Consider the following 16,939-nt stretch of genomic DNA (forward strand, 5'->3'; position numbering starts at 1 on the left):
TCATCAACCGACCGCACGGGCACAGGCTGGCTACACTCCGGGGACAACCGGGCCGCCGGTCCGGGCACATCAGCGGGACACGCATGGACATGAACACGAGAACTCGCGCGGCGCTGGCCGGCACGCTCGCCCTCGGGCTGCTGGCGCTGGCCCCGCAGGCGCTGGCGACGGAAACCCTCCGCTACGTGGCCCTGGTGGACGGCGGCAAGCAGGCGGGACAGCAGGTCGTGACCCGCGGCGACGACGGCACGACGAAGGTCGAATTCATCTTCAAGGACAACGGCCGCGGCCCGGAACTGAAGGAGGAATTCACCCTCGCGCCGGACGGCACGTACCGCACCTATCAGGTGCAGGGCACGTCCACGTTCGGGGCGAGGATCGACGAGAGCTTCCGCCGCGAGGGCGATGAGGCGCAGTGGAAATCCACCTCCGACGAAGGCCGCCAGACGGTGCGGGGCACCGCGCTGTACCAGCCGTTGGGCGGCTCGCCAGCGGCGTTCTCGGTGGCGTTCAACGCGCTCTCGCAGCGCAGCGACGGCAAGCTGCCGCTGATCCCGAGCGGCACGCTCACCTCGCGCAGGGTCGCGCAAGCGCAGGCGCAATGCGGCGCGCAGACGCGCGACGTGCAACTCGTCGCGATGACCGGCGTGGGCTTGGTGCCGACCTTCGTGTGGGCGACGACCGACGCCAATCCGCGCCTGTTCGCCTACATCTATCCCGGGTTCCTGCAGCTGATCGAGGACGGCTGCCAGGCCGCCGCCGCGGACCTGGAAACCCGCCAGAAGCAGGCCGAAGGCGATGCGCTGGTCGATCTGGCCAAACGCCTGGGCCATCCGCTCGCCGGCACGACGCTGATCCGCAACGCGCGCGTGTTCGACAGCGAGAAGGCGACGCTGGGCGCGGCCAGCGACGTGCGGGTGAGGGACGGAAAGATCGTGTCGGTCTCGCCCGCGTCGAAGGACACGTCCGCCGCCGACCACGTCATTAACGCCGACGGAAAGGTGCTGCTGCCCGGTCTGTTCGACATGCACACGCACGTCGGCCGCTGGGACGGCGGGCTGAATCTCGCCGCCGGCGTCACCACCGTGCGCGATATGGGCAACGACAACGCCACGCTCCAGCAGATGATGGGCGAGATCGCCGGCGGCACGCTGATGTCGCCGGACGTGGTGCCGGCCGGTTTCATCGAGGGCGAGAGCAAGTTCTCCGCGCGCAACGGCTTCGTGGTGAAGAACCTCGACGACGCGAAGAAGGCGGTGGACTGGTACGCGCAGCACAAGTACCCGCAGATCAAGATCTACAACTCCTTCCCGAAGGACATCCTCAAGGAAACGGTCGCCTACGCGCATGCCAAGGGGCTGCGCGTGAGCGGTCACGTGCCGGCGTTCCTGCGCGCGCAGGACGTGGTGGACGACGGCTTCGACGAGATCCAGCACATCAACCAGCTGATGCTGAACTTCTTCGTCGACGAGAAGACCGACACGCGCACGCTGGCGCGCTTCTACCTCGTCGCCGACAGGGCCGACGGGCTCGACCTCGACAGCAGGCCGGTGCAGGACTTCATCCACACGCTGGCGGAAAAGCAGGTGGTGATCGACCCGACGCTGGCGACGTTCGAGTTCCTGCACCAGCGCGAAGGCGAGATGTCGCCGATCGTGGCCGACGTCGCCGACCACCTGCCGCCGGACGTGCAGCGCGGCCGGCGCGCGGCGGAGATGAACATCCCGGACGATGCGACCGCGGCGAAGTACAACCGTTCGTTCGCCAAGCTGGTGGACTTCGTCGGCCGCGCCTACAAGGCGGGCGTGCCGATGGTGGCCGGCACCGACGAGATGGTCGGTTTCACCCTGCAACGCGAGCTCGAACTGTACGTGCAGGCCGGCCTGACCCCGTCGCAGGCGCTGCAGGTGGCGACCTGGAACGGCGCGAAGTACAGCCGCACGCTGGCCGAACGCGGTTCGGTGACGCCGGGCAAGCGTTCGGACCTGGTGCTGATCGACGGCGACCCGACGAAGGACATCGCCGACATCCGGAAAGTGGCGCTGGTGCTCAAGGGCGACACCGCGTACTACCCGGAGGAAATCCACGAGGCGCTGGGGATCAAGCCGTTCGCGCCGGCGGTTCGGGTGCTCAACAGCCGCTGATGGCGTCTCCTCCCCCTGCTCGCGGGGGGAGGTTGCAAGCAGGGCGGGGAGCGAAGGCGGCAGGGCTCTCGCCGGCCCCGATACGCGCCGGTACGGCCCTTTAACACTCTGGTAACATTCCCGCGTCATGTCGAGCAGCCAGGGCGCGGGACCGGGTCCGCGCCAGGCCGTCAAGGGACGGTCCCCGAGTTGATCCATCCGCTCATCGCATCGCCGCATCGCATGCCGGAGAGAGCATCGATGCGTCGGCCTTCGAACCCTTGGCGCCTCCATCCTTCGGCGCCGCTTATCGAGACCGCCCCATGTCCGCCACGCGCGCTTCCCGCAAGTTTCCCCGCCACGCCCTGACCGTCGCCATCGCGCTGATGCTGCCGGCGCAGGCCGCCTTCGCGCAGGATGCGCAGACCACGCAGGCACCGGACACCACGCCGTCCGCCACGACGCTGGACGCCGTCCAGGTGACCGCGCAGCGCAAGGTCGAGAACCTGCAGGACGTGCCGGTCTCGGTCAGCACGATCGACGCGCAGGCGCTGGACGTGCTCAGCTCCGGCGGCACCGACGTGCGCTTCATGTCCGGCCGCGTGCCGAGCCTGAACATCGAATCGTCCTTCGGCCGCGCCTTCCCGCGCTTCTACATCCGCGGCTACGGCAACACCGACTTCCGCCTCAACACCTCGCAGCCGGTGTCGCTGGTCTATGACGACGTCGTGCAGGAAAACCCGATCCTCAAGGGCTTCCCGGTGTTCGACCTGGACCGCGTGGAAGTGCTGCGCGGCCCGCAGGGTTCGCTGTTCGGCCGCAACAGCCCGGCCGGCGTGGTGAAGTTCGAATCGGCGCGTCCGTCGCAGGAATTCGGCGGCTACGGCAAGCTCGGCGTGGGCACCGACAACATGGTGAACTTCGAGGGCGCCGTCGGCGGCGGCCTGACCGAGAACCTCTCGGCGCGCGCCTCGGTGCTGTTCCAGCGTCGCGACGACTGGGTCGACAACACCTATCCGGGCCCGAACGACGGCTTCGAAGGCTATGACGAATCCGCCGGCCGCGTGCAGTTCCTGTACGAAGGCGGCGACTGGGACCTGCTGCTCAACGCGCACGCGCGCCACCTCAACGGCACCGCGCGCCTGTTCCGCGCCAACATCATCGAGCCGGGCACGAACGAGCTGGTCGCCGGCTTCGACGAGGACAGCGTCTCGCTCAACGGCCTCAACCATTCCGAACTCGACAGCAAGGGCGCCAGCGCGCGCCTGAGCTGGAACCTGAGCGACACCTACACGCTGTACGCGATCACCGGCTACGAGTCGGTGGAGACCTACAGCCGCGGCGACATCGACGGCGGCACGCCGGACGGCCCGGGCGTGATTCCGTTCCAGTCCGAAACCGCCGACGGCATCCCGCGCCACGCGCAGTGGACGCAGGAATTCCGCATCGAATCGAACACCGGCACGCCGTGGAACTGGCAGGGCGGCGTGTTCTATTTCAACGAGGACTACGACGTCGAGAGCTTCAGCTACGACTCGCTCAACAACGGTGCGCCGGACGGCTACGAGCGCGTGCGCCAGACCAACGATTCGTGGGCGGTGTTCGCCGCCGCGACCTGGCAGGCCACCGACGCGCTCGAGCTGCGCGCCGGCGCGCGCTACACCTGGGACGAGAAGGAACTGAACGTCCTGGAGTACTGGAACACCGGCTTCGCCCCGTGCATCGGCCCGACGCTGGGCATCATCCCCGGCCCGGTGCTGTGCACCATCGACGACCTGCTGGCCGCCGAAGGCCCGGGCGGCACGCTGACGGCCGCGCCGGAAGACAAGAAGTTCAGCTGGGACCTGTCGGCGACGTACGAGATCAACGACGACGTGAACCTCTACGCGCGCGTCGCGACCGGTTATCGCGGCAGCTCGATCCAGGCCGCCGGCGCGTTCAACCGCATGTCGGTCGCCGGTCCGGAGACCTCGACCTCGTACGAGGCGGGCGTCAAGGCCGACCTGTGGAACAACCGCGCGCGCCTCAATGCGGGCGTCTTCTACTACGAGGTCGAGGACCAGCAGCTCACCGCCGTGGGCGGCGCGGCGAACGCCAACATCCTGCTCAACGCCGATCGTTCGGTGGGCCAGGGCTTCGAAATGGACTTCCAGGCCTACCTGACCGACAACCTGCTGGTCACGCTGGGCAGCAGCTACAACGACACGGAGATCAAGGACAGCGATCTCAACGTCGCCGGCTGCGTGGCGTGCACCGTGACCAACGAGCCGGTGCTCGATCCGGTCACGGGCCTGCCGACCGGCAGCTACTACATCGACGGCAACGTGCTGCCGCAGGCGCCGAAGTGGACGCACAACCTCACCGCGCGCTGGGGTTTGCCGATGGACAACGGCAACGAGTTCTACGTCTACACCGACTGGATGTACCGCAGCGAGGTCAACTTCTTCCTGTACGACTCGATCGAGTTCACCGGCAAGTCGCTGGTGGAAGGCGGCCTGCGCGTGGGCTACAGCTGGAACTACGGCAAGTACGACCTGGCGCTGTTCGGCCGCAACATCACCGACGAGGTGCAGGTGGTGGGCGCGATCGACTTCAACAACCTCACCGGCATGATCAACGAGCCGCGCACGTTCGGTGCGGAGTTCCGCGCTTCGTTCTGATGGTGGTTGCCTGATGCGAGTGGTGACGACGACGCCGGGCTTGTCCCGGCGTTGTTGTTTCTGGAGTGCGTCGGTTTCGCGCTCGTCGCGGGTCCTCTTTCCGTCATCCCGGCCTTCGCCCGGACGACGGTGAGAGGGCAGGAGGCGCGACGTGGCGTGACCGGGCGGCGTTATCCTTGGAGCACCCTCCACCCGGACCACCCCCATGCCCACCGCCTACGACTTCACCGCCACCGACATCGACGGCCAGCCGCGCGCGTTGCGCGAGTTCGAAGGCAAGGCGCTGCTGATCGTCAACGTCGCCTCCAAGTGCGGCTTCACTCCGCAGTACACGGGCCTCGAAAAACTCCAGCGCGATTACGCCGGGCGCGGCTTCGCGGTGCTGGGTTTCCCGTGCGACCAGTTCGGCCATCAGGAGCCGGGCGACGAAGCCGAGATCAGGAATTTCTGCTCGCTCACCTACGACGTGACCTTCCCGATGTTCGCCAAGATCGACGTCAACGGCGACGCGGCGCATCCGTTGTGGAAGTGGCTGAAGGACGAGAAGGGCGGCTTCCTCGGCATCGACGCGATCAAGTGGAACTTCACCAAGTTCCTGATCGGCCGCGACGGCCGCGTGCTCAAGCGCTACGCGCCGAACGAGAAGCCGGAGTCGATCGTCAAGGACATCGAGGCGGCGCTGGCGTAAGCGTGCCGGCGCCCGCGCACGAAACGCGGGCGCCAGGACGGATCACTGCGCGGTATACCCACCATCCACCAGCAGCGAAGCGCCCGTGACGAAGGACGCATCGTCGCTGGCGAGGAACAGTACCGTGCGGGCCACTTCCTCGGGGCGGCCCAGGCGTCCCATCGGGTGCAGGCTGGCCAGCTCCGCCTTGGCTTCGGCAGGAATCTCCTTCAGCAGCGGCGTGTCGATGTAGCCGGGGCAGACCGCGTTCACGCGGATGCCGCGCGCGCCGTAGTCGATCGCCAGCGTCTGCGTGAGCAGTTTTACGCCGCCCTTGGCCGCGGCGTACGCGGTGACGCCGGCCTTGCCGACGTGGCTGTGGATCGAGCCGCAATTGACGATGACGCCGCCCCCCTGCGCGAGCATCTGCTCGACGACGTATCTGTCGCACAGATAGACGCCGGTGAGATTGACGTCCAGCGTGCGCGTCCACGCGGCTTCGTCGAGCTGGTCGATCGGCGCGTCGTGTGCGATGCCGGCGTTGGCGAACAGCACGTCGATGCGGCCGAAGGCCTCGACGGTGCGCTGGACCATGTTCCGCACGCTGGCGCTGTCGGCCACGTCGGTCCTGACGAAGAGCGTGCGCGGGCCGTCCTGGGCGATCGCGTCGGCGACGGCCTGGCCGCGTTCCGAGAAATCGGCGATCACCACGTGCGCGCCTTCGTCGGCGAACTGCCGCGCGGTGGTCTCGCCGATTCCGCTGGCGCCGCCGGTGACGATCACGACCTTGTCCTGGAATCTCATCGCGCTGCTCCATCCGGGGGAGGAGCCAGTCTATTCCTGCCGGGCGACGAGCCTGGCGACGCCCTCGCGGGCGCGCGGGTCTGGCGATTACTTCTCGACGAACGCGCGCTCGAACACGTACTGCCCCGGCGTGCCGATGCGCGGAGCGGCGGTGAAGCCGCGCCGATCGAGGATGTCGCGGAAATCGGCGAGCATCTGCGGGCTGCCGCAGATCATCGCGCGGTCGTGTTCCGGGTCCAGCGCGGGCAGGCCGAGGTGCTCCATCATCCGGCCGCTGTCGAACAGCCCGGTGAGGCGGCCACGCTGGTCGCGGCCATCGACCTCGAATGCCTCGCGCGTCACCGCCGGGTAGTACTTCAGCTTCGCGGCGATCTGCTCGCCGAGGAACTCGTGGCGCGGCAGTTCGTTGACGAAGTAGTCGCGATAGGCGAGGTCCGTCGCGCTGCGCACGCCGTGCGTCAGGATCACGTTGTCGAAACGCTCGTAGGTTTCCGGGTCCTTGATCACCGCCAGCCACGGCGCGAGACCCGTGCCGGTGCCCAGCAGGTACAGGTTGCGGCCCGGATGCAGGTCGTGGATCAGCAGCGTGCCGGTGGGCTTGCGGCCGATCAGCACCTGATCGCCCGGGCGGATCGACTTCAGCCGCGAGGTCAGCGGCCCGTTCGGCACCTTGATGCTGAAGAACTCCAGCTGCTCCTCCCAGTTCGCACTGGCGATGGAGTACGCGCGCAGCAGCGGCTTGTGCGAGCCGTCGGGCTGTTCGACCTGCAGGCCGATCATCACGAACTGGCCGTTCTCGAAGCGGAAGCCGTCGTCGCGGGTGGTGGTGAAGCTGAAGTAATCGTCCGTCCAGTGACGGACATCCAGCACCGTCTCGGTGCCAAAGGCGGAGGACATCGGGTGTCTGGGGCGAGTGGGGGAAGCGCGGCCATTGTAGCCCAGCCGGCTTCACTTGATATTGATTCTCATCTGGGCGACACGCCTCCGACTATGCTCGGGGCATGCGAACGATCTGGACCGTGGGCCATTCCACGCGCGAATGGACGCAATTCCTCAGCCTGCTGATGCAGGCGGGCATCGAGGCCGTGGCGGACGTGCGGCGCTATCCCGGCTCGCGCCGGCACCCGCAGTTCGCCGCGGCGAACATCGCGGCGGGGCTGGCGGAAGCGGGAATCGAGTACCTGCCAATGGTCGACCTGGGCGGGCGCCGCAATCCCCGCAAGGATTCGCCGAACACCGCCTGGCGCAACGCGTCCTTCCGCGGCTACGCCGACTACATGGCGAGCGCCGAGTACCGGCAGGCGCGCGACCGGCTGGAGGCGATCGCGTCGACGCGCCGCACCGCCGTGATGTGCGCCGAGGCCTACTGGACGCAGTGCCATCGCAGCCTGATCAGCGACGATCTGAAATCGCGCGGCTGGACGGTGGTGCACCTGATCTCGCCCGGCCGCACCGAGGAACATCCGTACACGAAGGCGGCGCGGATCGTCGACGGCCGGCTGGATTACGGCGCGGTCGTGGAAACCGCGCCGCAAGGAGATCTGTTCTGAAGGCTACTTCGCCTCGGCGACGCGCGAGGAGTGCGAGGCGATCATCTTCCACGCGCCATCGCGCTGCACCCACACGCGCGTGAAGCGGAAGCGGCCGTTCCACGGCACGCCGTTGCTGATGCCCGACTGCACGCTGGTGCCGGTGACGACGACCGTGTCGTCGTAGCGACGCACGCGCACGTCCTCGTTGCCGATGCCGGAATTGCGGCGCGTGCTCGTGCGCAGTTCGTCGAGGTAATCGGTCTTGTACTGCACGCGGCCGTCGGAATGCGTGAGCATCCAGTCGTCGGCGAGGATGCGTTCCAGCCCGGCGACGTCGGGTTTCATGCGCAGCTCGTTCCAGTTCGCGTCCATCGCGAGCAGTTCGGCGTCGGTTTCGGACGCGACGGCGGGGAAGGAGACGAGCAGGGCGAGGGTGAGGAGGATCGTCCGGATCATGTTTTGCCCTTCTGGGTGGTTCGGTTGGAGGGCCTGTGCGGCGACTCGCCATTCCCGCGTGGACGGGAATGAGGGGATGTCGTTGACGTGGGGAGTGCCCGGGAGTTACGGGCTGGATCCCGGCCTTCGCCGGGATGACGCTTCTATCGAGGCAACTGTATCGAGCCGGCGTGTCGAGTCGGCGCACGCACGACTGCCGTGCGCCCCCCGGCGCAGCCTTACGCCTTCGGCGCGTCCAGCCGCAGCAGCTTGCCGTCGGTCTCGTCGGTGAGCACGTACACCGCGCCGTCGGGGCCCACGCGCACGTCGCGGACGCGGGCGCCGATTTCCTTCAGCAGGCGCTCCTCGCCGGTGATCCTGTCGCCGTCCAGCGACAGGCGGATCAGGCTGCCGTCGGCGAGCGCGCCGAGGAACAGGCTGTCGTTCCACTTCGAACCCGCCTGGCCGGTGAGGAAGGCCATGCCCGACAGGCCCGGCGACTTCTCCCACACGTGGTAGGGCTGCTCCATGCCGGGCGCGGAGGTGCCGACGGCCTCGGGGATCTTCAGGCCCGAGTAGTTGATGCCGTGCGTGATGATCGGCCAGCCGTAGTTCTTGCCCGGCTCGGGCAGGTTGATCTCGTCGCCGCCCTTCGGGCCGTGCTCGGCTTCCCACACCTTCCCGGTGCGCGGATCGAGCGCCAGCGACTGCATGTTGCGATGGCCGTAGCTCCAGATCTCCGGGCGCGCGTCGTTGCGGCCCACGAACGGGTTGTCGGCCGGCACGCTGCCGTCGAGGTTCAGGCGCACCAGCTTGCCCTGCAGCATGTCGAGCTTCTGCGAGGTCGGGCGGTCGTTGCGTTCGCCCTGGCTGATGAAGACGTGGCCCTTGCCGTCGAACACGATGCGCGAGCCGAAATGGTTCGGGCCGACCAGCTTGGGTTCCTGCCGGTAGAACAGCTTCACGTCCGTCAGCGCGCCGTCGCCGAGGGTCGCCGTCGACACCGCGGTGCCGGCGCTGCCGTCGGCGCCGGCTTCCGAATAGCTCAGGAAGATCTTCCGGCTGGTGGCGAAGTCCGGCGCGAGCACGACGTCGAGCAGGCCGCCCTGGCCCTGCGCCCAGACTTCGGGCACGCCGGTGATCGGAGCGGAAACCGCACCGTCGGCCGACACATGACGCAAACGCCCCGGGCGTTCGGTGACGAGGAATCCGCCGTCGGGCAGCAGGGCGACGCTCCAGGGGTGTTCCAGTCCGGAAGCGATCGTGGTGACGGTCACCGAACCGTTCTGGCTGGCGACCGTCTGCGTCGGCAGCGCCTTCGGTGCGGCGGTGGCGGCCTTCGCCGGGGCCGCGTCGCCTTCGTCCTGGCGCGCCTGGCAGGCGACGAGGGTCAACGAGAGGGCGATCGCAAGCGTGGTGCAATGCAGGGCATGGCGCATGGGGGCAGGGCTCCTGTCCGTTCGTGCGTGGGATGTGTGCGTGACGCGGCCGGGGACCGGGCGCGATTGGCTCAACGATAACCGGCCGCCTGCAACTCGAACAATTCGGCGTAGCGACCGCCCTGCGCCAACAGTTCCTCGTGCGTGCCGCTGGCCTCCAGGCGGCCGTCGGCCAGGACCAGGATGCGGTCCGCCATCCGCACGCTGCTGAAGCGGTGCGAGATCAGCACCGCGGTCTTGCCGCGCGAGAGGTCCTTGAAGCGCTGGAACACCTCGAATTCGGCGCGCGCGTCGAGCGCGGCGGTGGGTTCGTCGAGGATCATCACCTGCGCATCGCGCATGTAGGCGCGCGCGATGGCGAGCTTCTGCCATTGCCCGCCGGACAGGTCCACGCCGGTCTTGAAGCGGCGGCCGATGAGCTGGTCGTAGCCGTTGGGCAGGTGGTCGATCATCTCGTCGGCCATCGCGCGGCGCGCGGCGTCGCGGATGCGCGCGGCGTCGTCCATCGCGTCGATGCGGCCCACGCCGATGTTCTCGCCGGCGGTGAGGTGGTAGCGCACGAAGTCCTGGAAGATCACGCCGACATTGCCGCGCAGGTCGTCCAGGTCGTAGTCGCGCAGGTCTCGGCCGTCGAGCAGGATGCGGCCTTCGTCCGGGTCGTACAGGCGCGCGAGCAGTTTCACCAGCGTGGTCTTGCCGGCGCCGTTCTCGCCGACCAGCGCCAGCACTTCGCCGGCGCGCAGTTCGAAGTCGAGCCCGCGCAGCGCCCATTTCTGCGCATCGGGATAACGGAAGCCGACGTTCTCGAACGCGAAGCCGCGCGTGATCGGGCGCGGCACCGGCAGCGCGTTGGCGGGGGAAACGATCTCCGGCCTGATCGCGAAGAACGAGAACAGGTCGTCCAGGTACAGTGCCTGCCCGGCGACCTGCGAGAAGCCCACCAGCAAGCCTTCCAGCAGTTGCCGCAAGCGCAGGAAGCTGCCGGCGAGGAAGGTCAGGTCGCCGATGCTGAAATCGCCGCGCACCGTGCGCCAGGCGATGTAGCCGTAGGCGACGTAATAGCCCAGCGTCCCCAGGCCGGCGAGCACCGCGCCCCAGAACGCGCGACGCCGCGCGAGCGCGCGGTTGGCGCGGAAGAAGGCCTCGGCGAGCTGGCGGTAACGCGCGATCAGGAAGCGGTGGAGGTTGAAGATCTTCACCTCCTTCGCCGTTTCCACGCTCGCGCCCATCTGCCGCACGTATTCGAGCTGGCGGCGCTCGGGCGTCCACGCGAAATTCAACGAATAGCCCAGCGCGTTGAAATGCGCCTCGCCGACGAACGCCGGCACCAGCGCGATGGCCAGCAGCACGATCAGCCACGGCGCGTACACCAGCAGGCCGGCGGCGAAGCTCACCACGGTGATCGCGTCCTGCACCTGGCCGAACAGCTGGCTCATCAGGTTCATGCGGCCCATTGTCTGGCGGCGCGCACGGTCGAGCTTGTCCTGCAGGTCGGGGCCTTCGAAATCCTCCAGGTCGAGCGTCGCCGCGTGTTCCATCAGGCGCACGCTGGTGGCGTTGGTGAACAGCTCCGAGAGCAGCGCGTCGCCATAGCTGACGAGACGGCCGAGCAGGTCGGAACCGATCGCCAGCGCGAACTCCAGCCCGAGCAGCGCCAGCAGCGTGTCCAGCTGCCCGCTGCGCCAGGCGTCGCCCAGGGTGTCGAAACCGTTGCCGGCGGCGACCAGGCGCACGGCCTCGTCGATGATCAGCTTGCCGACGTAGAGTGTCGCCACCGGCAGGAAGGCGCGCACGATGCGCAGGCCGATGGTCGCCAGCGTGAGCGCGGGGCTGGTGGACCAGATCTGCCGGAGGAACGGCGGCAGGTTGCGCAGGGCGTCGAAGCGCTCGCGAAGGGAAGGGCGGGAAGCGGGTACGGCCGCGGCGTGATCGCTCATGCGGCCGATTGTGCCCTGTGCGCGGCCGTCGCCGTCATTCCCCGGTTGCCGTCACCCGCGCCCGGCGCGTGACGGGACGAGCGTCAATGCTCCCGCGCGCGCCGCATTGGCCGGCGACGGTTCTCGTCGTGCTCATCGTCGTCGATGTCGTCGCGCTGATCGAAGGAGGAACTGGAAAACCCGCTGCCCTGCTGGTCCAAGCCGCTGCGCACGGCGCGACCCGGCGGTCCGAACGACGCCGAGCCCCTGTCGACCTGCAACCGGTTCTGCACGTCGCGCACGCCCTGCACGGCGGCGGCGAGATCCTCCGCCAGATGCTTCATGCGCCGCTCGGGCACTTCGCCGGTGAGGGTGACGTTCCCGGCATCGACCGCGACCAGGATCTCGCTCGCGTCGATATCCTCGTTTCGCGTCAGGCGTTCGATCAGGTCGTCGGCGATGCGCTCGTCCGAACGCAGGATGTTGCGCGGTCCGCGCCCGCGATGACCGCCGGCACGCTCGCTTGCGCCGCGTCCGGACGGATCGCCGCGCGATTCGCCGTAGCCGCCCTGGCCCCCGTACCCGAAGCCGTCGTCCTGCTTCGGCGTGCCCCAGCTGCGATTGGTCACCGAGGGCATGCCGCGGTAGAGCTCGTGGCGATGATCGTCGTCCGGATGCCTGGCCATGCCCGCTCCTGTCGTAGTGGATGCGGGCATGCTGCGAAGACGGCGGTTAGCGCGACGGCAACGGGTCGTGATCGCTTCGTTTCATCGTGCCGTGCGTCGCGTCCGCTTCTTCGGCGCGGCGGTGGTCGATGCGGCCTTCTTCGCGGCTTTCTTCGTCGCGGTCTTCCGGGCGGTGGTCTTCTTCACTGCCGTCTTCTTCGCAGCCGTCTTCTTCGCCGCCGGACGTCGGGCCTTCGCCGGCGCGAGTTCGATCCACGTCGGCGCATGGTCGCTCGGCTTGGTCTGGCTGCGCACCCAGCGGTCCACGCCGGCCGCGCGCAGGCGCGGGGCGAGCGCGGCATTCAGCAGGAGGTGGTCGATGCGCAATCCGGCGTCGCGCTCCCAATGCTGGCGGAAGTAGTCCCAGAACGTGTACACGCGCTCCTCGCCGAACACGTGCCGGACCGCGTCCAGCCAGCCCTGGTCGAGCAGGCGCTGGTAGCGTTCGCGGCTTTCCGGCTGCAGCAGCGCGTCCTTGCGCCAGGATTTCGGGTTGTAGATGTCCTCGTCGGTGGGCACGACGTTGTAGTCGCCGGCCATCACCACCGGCTGGCCGCTGTCGACCCAGTGCTGCGCGCGCTGGTGCAGGCGCTCCATCCACGCGAGCTTGTAATCGAACTTCGGTCCCGGCTGCGGATTGCCGTTGGGCAGGTACAGGCAGATCACCACGATGCCGCCGACGGCCGCTTCGATGTAGCGGCTCTGCACGTCGTCGGGATCGCCCGGCAGGCCGCGGCCGATTTCCACCGGCTCGGCGTCGCGCGCGAGGATCGCCACGCCGTTCCAGGATTTCTGCCCGTGCCAGATCGCGCCGTAGCCGGCCTCCATGACGGCCTGCGCGGGGAAGGCGTCGTCGGGCGCCTTCAGCTCCTGCAGGCAGGCGACGTCGGGCTGTTCCCGGCGCAGCCATTCGAGCAGCGCCGGCAGGCGCGTGTTGACGCCGTTGATGTTGAACGTGGCGATCTTCACGCGCGATGCCGTCCTCGGTGGGCTTCGCCGCACGCTAGCCGGGGCGTCGTGAAGGCGCGGTTCGGCCGCTTGCGATCCGGCAGTCCCGATCAAGCCGGCGACAGGCGAGGGCGGCTAGACTCGGCCCACGATCTTCAGGGGGAATGCCCATGCTTCGACACGCACTGCTTGCCGCGGCCGTCGCCGCCTGCCTGTCCGCGCCGGCCGCCTACGCGCAGGCGCCGTCCACCACGCGCGCCACCGCGACCGTCACCGCCGACAATCCCGCCGCAACGGCGCTGCACGCGCTGTTCGCCGACGAGTGGGAGCGCGACATGCGCGAGAACCCCGAGGAGGCGAGCTGGCGCGGCGACAAGCGCTACAACGATGCCTGGAACGACCTGGGCATCGCCGCGATCGAGCGTCGCCTGGACGGCGACCGCCAGGCGCTGGCGCGGCTGAAGGCCATCGACCGCAATGCGCTGGGCGAAGCGGACCGGCTCAGTTACGACGTCTTCGCGTGGGAGATGGAAAAGGCCGTCGAGCGCCAGAAGTACCGCGAATACCTGCAGCCGATCGGCCTCAGCGGCGGCGTGCAGACCGCCGACGGCATCGCCGAGGTGCTGCCGTTCGCCACGGTGAAGGATTACCGCGACTGGCTGGCGCGCATGCGCGCGCTGCCGGCGCTGATCGAACAGAACCAGGCGCTGCTGCGCGAAGGCGCCGCCACCGGCAACACGCCGCCGCGCGTGCTGATGGAGCGCGTGCCGGCGCAGATCCAGGCGCAACTGGTGGACGATCCCGCGAAGAGCCCGTTCTACAAGCCGTTCACGAAATTCCCGGACGCCATCGGCGAGGCCGATCGCGCCGCCTTGCAGGCCGAGGCGAAGCAGGTCATCGCGCAGACCATCGTGCCGGCGTATCGCGAGCTCGCGACGTTCTTCAAGAACGACTACCTGCCGAAGACGCGCACCTCGATCGCCGCGACCGATCTGCCCGATGGCAAGGCGTACTACGACTTCGTGGCGCGCTACTTCACCACCACGGACCTGTCGGCCGACCAGATCCACCAGATCGGCCTGAAGGAAGTCGCGCGCATCCGCGCCGAGATGGAGAAGGTGAAGGCGGAGGTCGGGTTCAAGGGCACGCTGGGGGAGTTCTTCGAACACCTGCGCACCGACCCGAAGTTCTTCTACAGGACGCCGCAGGAACTGTTCACCGCCTACCAGGCGATCGCCAAGCGCATCGATCCGGAGCTGGTGAAGATCTCCAAGACCATCCCGCGCCTGCCGTACGGCGTGCGGCCGATCCCGGACAACATCGCGCCCGACACCACCACCGCGTACTACCAGCCCGGCGCCGTGGACGGCACGCGCGCGGGCTTCTACTACGTGAACCTGTACAAGCCGGACGTGCGACCGAAGTGGGAGATGATGGCGCTCTCGCTGCACGAGGCGGTGCCGGGGCACCACTTCCAGTTCGCGCGCGGCATGGAACTGCCGGACGTGCCGATGTTCCGCCGCGTGGGTTACTTCGTCGCCTACGGCGAGGGCTGGGGCCTGTACGCCGAACGCCTGGGCTACGACATGGGCCTGTACGACGACCCGTACGACCGCATGGGCCAACTGGCGTACGACATGTGGCGTGCGGTGCGCCTGGTCGTGGACACCGGCATGCACAGCAAGGGCTGGAGCCGCGACAAGGCCATCGCCTTCTTCATGGACAACTCGCCCAAGACCCGCCAGGACGTGGTCAACGAGATCGACCGCTACATCGGCTGGCCCGGCCAGGCGCTGGCGTACAAGATCGGCCAGCTGAAGATCTCCGAGCTGCGTGAGAAGGCGGCCAGGCAGCTCGGCCCGGACTTCGACCTGCGCGAGTTCAACGACGCCGTGCTGGCGACCGGCTCGGTGCCGCTGGAGGCGCTGGAGGCGCATATCGACGCCTGGATCGAGAGCCGGCGGGCGGCGGGGCCGGCGAGAAGCTGAACCGCGCGGCGGGCAGGGGCCCGAGTGCCCACGCCAGGTTGTTTCAACCCATTGAATCGGCCATAATTTCCGGCTCCCACGGCTCCGGCCGGCGGGAGACCTTGCTCCACCGCGTCCATTCCGGGACGTCGGGGGGCTGATCCGGACGCGGCGAAGCCCGCGCCCATCATCCACAAGGAATCACACATGCGTCATTACGAAGTCGTGTTCCTGGTCCATCCGGACCAGAGCGAGCAGGTGCCGGCCATGATCGAGCGCTACAAGGGCCTGATCGAAGGCGGCGAAGGCAAGATCCACCGTCTCGAGGACTGGGGCCGCCGTCAGCTGGCCTACCCGATCGAGAACCTGGTCAAGGCCCACTACGTCCTGCTCAACATCGAGTGCACCCAGAACGTCCTGAACGAGCTGGTCGACGGTTTCCGTTTCAACGACGCCGTCCTGCGCCACCTGGTGATCAAGCGCGACGGCCCGGACACCGAGCAGTCGCTGATCATGAAGTACAAGGACGAGAAGGGCGACAAGCCCGAGCGTGGCGAGCGTCGCCGCCGTGACGAGGAAGGCGTCGGTTCGACCGACGAGTCCTCGGACGACAACGCCGAAGCCGCCTGATCCCGCCCTAGGAGCGCACACTCATGTCCAAGTTCTTCCGTCGCCGCAAGTTCTGCAAGTTCACCGCCGAGGGTGTGAAGGAGATCGACTACAAGGATCTCAACACCCTGCGCCAGTACCTCACCGAGACCGGCAAGATCGTGCCGAGCCGCGTGACCGGTACCAAGTCGAAGTACCAGCGCCAGTTGGCCACGGCCGTCAAGCGCGCCCGTTACCTGGCCCTGATTCCGTACACCGACAACCACAACGCGTAACGCGGATCCCTCCGCAGGAGCCCGCACGTCCATGTGCGGACTCCTCACGAAACCGGACTTCGATTTGGCGCTTTGCAATGAGCGCCTGAGAGACGTCATTCGGACAGCCACCGCTGCGGGCCCCCGGCTCGCTAACGAATACGGAGCAACACCATGCAACTGATCCTCCTGCAGAACGTGCAGAACCTCGGCAAGCTCGGCGACAAGGTCAACGTCAAGCCGGGCTTCGGCCGCAACTACCTGATCCCGTACGGCAAGGCCGCGCCGGCGACCGAGGCCAACCTGGCCGAGTTCGAGGCCCGCCGCGCCGAGTACGAAGCCAAGGCCAAGGCCGCGCTGGAAGGCGCCGAAGGCCGCAAGGCCGCGCTGGACGGCGTCGAGGTGACCATCACCGCGAACGCGTCGACCGAAGGCAAGCTGTACGGCTCGATCACGCCGCGCGACATCGCCGATGCGCTGACCAAGCACGGCCACAAGGTCGAGAAGTCGGAAGTCGTGCTGGGCGAAGGCCCGCTGCGTCGCACCGGCGAGTACGAGATCGTCGTGCACCTGCACGCCGACATCGAAGCCACCGTCAAGGTCATCGTGGTCGGCGAAGTCGCCTGATCGCGGTTACCGCACGAGCTTGAAGCAAGGGCGCCTCCGGGCGCCCTTTCTTTTTGCGCGAGTCCGTCGAAGGCACTCGACCCGTCAGCCTTTGTAGCCCGGGTAAGCGAAGCGCACCCGGGGACCCCGGACGGCGCGCCGGACGCAGGCGTTGCGCCAATCCATGTCAGAGGACCGGCAAACCTTTTCGGATTTTTCCGATAGGGCGCCGGAATGGTGCGTGACAAAGTCGC

Annotated in this window: 15 protein-coding genes; 8 read left to right on the forward strand and 7 right to left on the reverse strand. The window is 68.0% G+C overall.

Annotated features, from left to right (window positions below):
* Positions 1 to 89 precede the first annotated feature (89 nt).
* From AC3ANK_RS07715 to AC3ANK_RS07725, 3 genes are all read left to right on the forward strand, one after another.
* Positions 90 to 2,144, forward strand: coding sequence for an amidohydrolase family protein (locus AC3ANK_RS07715; protein ID WP_484172633.1), 2,055 nt, complete (start codon positions 90 to 92; stop codon positions 2,142 to 2,144).
* A 302-nt stretch (positions 2,145 to 2,446) separates the two neighbouring features.
* A complete protein-coding gene (locus AC3ANK_RS07720; RefSeq protein ID WP_484172634.1) occupies positions 2,447 to 4,783 on the forward strand; it encodes a TonB-dependent receptor in 2,337 nt (778 codons plus the stop codon).
* 205 nt (positions 4,784 to 4,988) lie between these two features.
* Positions 4,989 to 5,471: a glutathione peroxidase gene (locus AC3ANK_RS07725; protein WP_206858915.1), complete on the forward strand. Its 483-nt coding sequence runs from the start codon at positions 4,989 to 4,991 to the stop codon at positions 5,469 to 5,471.
* A 42-nt stretch (positions 5,472 to 5,513) separates the two neighbouring features.
* Here the strand turns inward: AC3ANK_RS07725 and AC3ANK_RS07730 are convergent, their stop codons facing one another.
* Together AC3ANK_RS07730 and AC3ANK_RS07735 are read right to left on the reverse strand one after the other, a co-directional pair.
* Positions 5,514 to 6,254, reverse strand: coding sequence for an SDR family NAD(P)-dependent oxidoreductase (locus tag AC3ANK_RS07730; protein ID WP_484172635.1), 741 nt, complete (start codon positions 6,252 to 6,254; stop codon positions 5,514 to 5,516).
* Positions 6,255 to 6,341: 87 nt separating this feature from the next.
* Positions 6,342 to 7,151 (reverse strand): ferredoxin--NADP reductase, encoded by an 810-nt coding sequence (locus tag AC3ANK_RS07735; RefSeq protein WP_484172636.1) that lies wholly within the window; start codon positions 7,149 to 7,151, stop codon positions 6,342 to 6,344.
* A gap of 122 nt (positions 7,152 to 7,273) precedes the next feature.
* Between AC3ANK_RS07735 and AC3ANK_RS07740 the strand changes: the two genes are divergently transcribed.
* Entirely contained in the window at positions 7,274 to 7,804 is a 531-nt protein-coding gene (locus AC3ANK_RS07740; RefSeq protein ID WP_320415122.1) for a DUF488 domain-containing protein, read from the forward strand.
* 3 nt (positions 7,805 to 7,807) lie between these two features.
* Here the strand turns inward: AC3ANK_RS07740 and AC3ANK_RS07745 are convergent, their stop codons facing one another.
* The 5 genes from AC3ANK_RS07745 to xth all read right to left on the reverse strand — a co-directional run bounded on the left by AC3ANK_RS07745 (position 7,808) and on the right by xth (position 13,270).
* Positions 7,808 to 8,242, reverse strand: coding sequence for a nuclear transport factor 2 family protein (locus tag AC3ANK_RS07745; protein ID WP_484172637.1), 435 nt, complete (start codon positions 8,240 to 8,242; stop codon positions 7,808 to 7,810).
* A 218-nt stretch (positions 8,243 to 8,460) separates the two neighbouring features.
* Positions 8,461 to 9,660, reverse strand: a complete 1,200-nt coding sequence (locus tag AC3ANK_RS07750) for a PQQ-dependent sugar dehydrogenase (RefSeq protein ID WP_484172638.1) — start codon at positions 9,658 to 9,660, stop codon at positions 8,461 to 8,463.
* Positions 9,661 to 9,731: 71 nt separating this feature from the next.
* Positions 9,732 to 11,597, reverse strand: coding sequence for an ABC transporter ATP-binding protein (locus AC3ANK_RS07755; protein ID WP_484172639.1), 1,866 nt, complete (start codon positions 11,595 to 11,597; stop codon positions 9,732 to 9,734).
* Between the two features lie 83 nt (positions 11,598 to 11,680).
* A complete protein-coding gene (locus tag AC3ANK_RS07760; protein ID WP_206858900.1) occupies positions 11,681 to 12,262 on the reverse strand; it encodes a BON domain-containing protein in 582 nt (193 codons plus the stop codon).
* An 81-nt stretch (positions 12,263 to 12,343) separates the two neighbouring features.
* On the reverse strand, positions 12,344 to 13,270 hold the full coding sequence (gene xth, locus AC3ANK_RS07765) for an exodeoxyribonuclease III (RefSeq protein WP_484172640.1): 927 nt from the start codon (positions 13,268 to 13,270) through the stop codon (positions 12,344 to 12,346).
* Positions 13,271 to 13,419: 149 nt separating this feature from the next.
* Between xth and AC3ANK_RS07770 the strand changes: the two genes are divergently transcribed.
* The 4 genes from AC3ANK_RS07770 to rplI all read left to right on the forward strand — a co-directional run bounded on the left by AC3ANK_RS07770 (position 13,420) and on the right by rplI (position 16,706).
* Positions 13,420 to 15,237 (forward strand): DUF885 domain-containing protein, encoded by a 1,818-nt coding sequence (locus AC3ANK_RS07770; RefSeq protein ID WP_484172641.1) that lies wholly within the window; start codon positions 13,420 to 13,422, stop codon positions 15,235 to 15,237.
* Between the two features lie 186 nt (positions 15,238 to 15,423).
* On the forward strand, positions 15,424 to 15,846 hold the full coding sequence (gene rpsF / locus AC3ANK_RS07775) for a 30S ribosomal protein S6 (RefSeq protein ID WP_206858895.1): 423 nt from the start codon (positions 15,424 to 15,426) through the stop codon (positions 15,844 to 15,846).
* Between the two features lie 23 nt (positions 15,847 to 15,869).
* A complete protein-coding gene (gene rpsR / locus AC3ANK_RS07780; protein ID WP_123769111.1) occupies positions 15,870 to 16,100 on the forward strand; it encodes a 30S ribosomal protein S18 in 231 nt (76 codons plus the stop codon).
* A gap of 153 nt (positions 16,101 to 16,253) precedes the next feature.
* Positions 16,254 to 16,706 carry a 50S ribosomal protein L9 gene (rplI, locus tag AC3ANK_RS07785; RefSeq protein ID WP_206858894.1) on the forward strand — a complete coding sequence of 151 codons (453 nt, stop codon included), beginning with the start codon at positions 16,254 to 16,256 and terminating at the stop codon, positions 16,704 to 16,706.
* The last annotated feature ends 233 nt before the right edge of the window (positions 16,707 to 16,939 follow it).

It is taken from the genome of Lysobacter sp. SCRH-1R (assembly GCF_057747855.1).

What these genes read in the sequence shown, in the direction of transcription:
- AC3ANK_RS07715 (WP_484172633.1), top strand. Translation starts at nt 90, where the DNA reads ATGAACACGAGAACTCGCGCGGCGCTGGCCGGCACGCTCGCCCTCGGG.
- AC3ANK_RS07720 (WP_484172634.1), top strand. Translation starts at nt 2,447, where the DNA reads ATGTCCGCCACGCGCGCTTCCCGCAAGTTTCCCCGCCACGCCCTGACC.
- AC3ANK_RS07725 (WP_206858915.1), top strand. Translation starts at nt 4,989, where the DNA reads ATGCCCACCGCCTACGACTTCACCGCCACCGACATCGACGGCCAGCCG.
- AC3ANK_RS07730 (WP_484172635.1), bottom strand. Translation starts at nt 6,254, where the DNA reads ATGAGATTCCAGGACAAGGTCGTGATCGTCACCGGCGGCGCCAGCGGA.
- AC3ANK_RS07735 (WP_484172636.1), bottom strand. Translation starts at nt 7,151, where the DNA reads ATGTCCTCCGCCTTTGGCACCGAGACGGTGCTGGATGTCCGTCACTGG.
- AC3ANK_RS07745 (WP_484172637.1), bottom strand. Translation starts at nt 8,242, where the DNA reads ATGATCCGGACGATCCTCCTCACCCTCGCCCTGCTCGTCTCCTTCCCC.
- AC3ANK_RS07750 (WP_484172638.1), bottom strand. Translation starts at nt 9,660, where the DNA reads ATGCGCCATGCCCTGCATTGCACCACGCTTGCGATCGCCCTCTCGTTG.
- AC3ANK_RS07755 (WP_484172639.1), bottom strand. Translation starts at nt 11,597, where the DNA reads ATGAGCGATCACGCCGCGGCCGTACCCGCTTCCCGCCCTTCCCTTCGC.
- AC3ANK_RS07760 (WP_206858900.1), bottom strand. Translation starts at nt 12,262, where the DNA reads ATGGCCAGGCATCCGGACGACGATCATCGCCACGAGCTCTACCGCGGC.
- AC3ANK_RS07770 (WP_484172641.1), top strand. Translation starts at nt 13,420, where the DNA reads ATGCTTCGACACGCACTGCTTGCCGCGGCCGTCGCCGCCTGCCTGTCC.
- rpsF (WP_206858895.1), top strand. Translation starts at nt 15,424, where the DNA reads ATGCGTCATTACGAAGTCGTGTTCCTGGTCCATCCGGACCAGAGCGAG.
- rpsR (WP_123769111.1), top strand. Translation starts at nt 15,870, where the DNA reads ATGTCCAAGTTCTTCCGTCGCCGCAAGTTCTGCAAGTTCACCGCCGAG.
- rplI (WP_206858894.1), top strand. Translation starts at nt 16,254, where the DNA reads ATGCAACTGATCCTCCTGCAGAACGTGCAGAACCTCGGCAAGCTCGGC.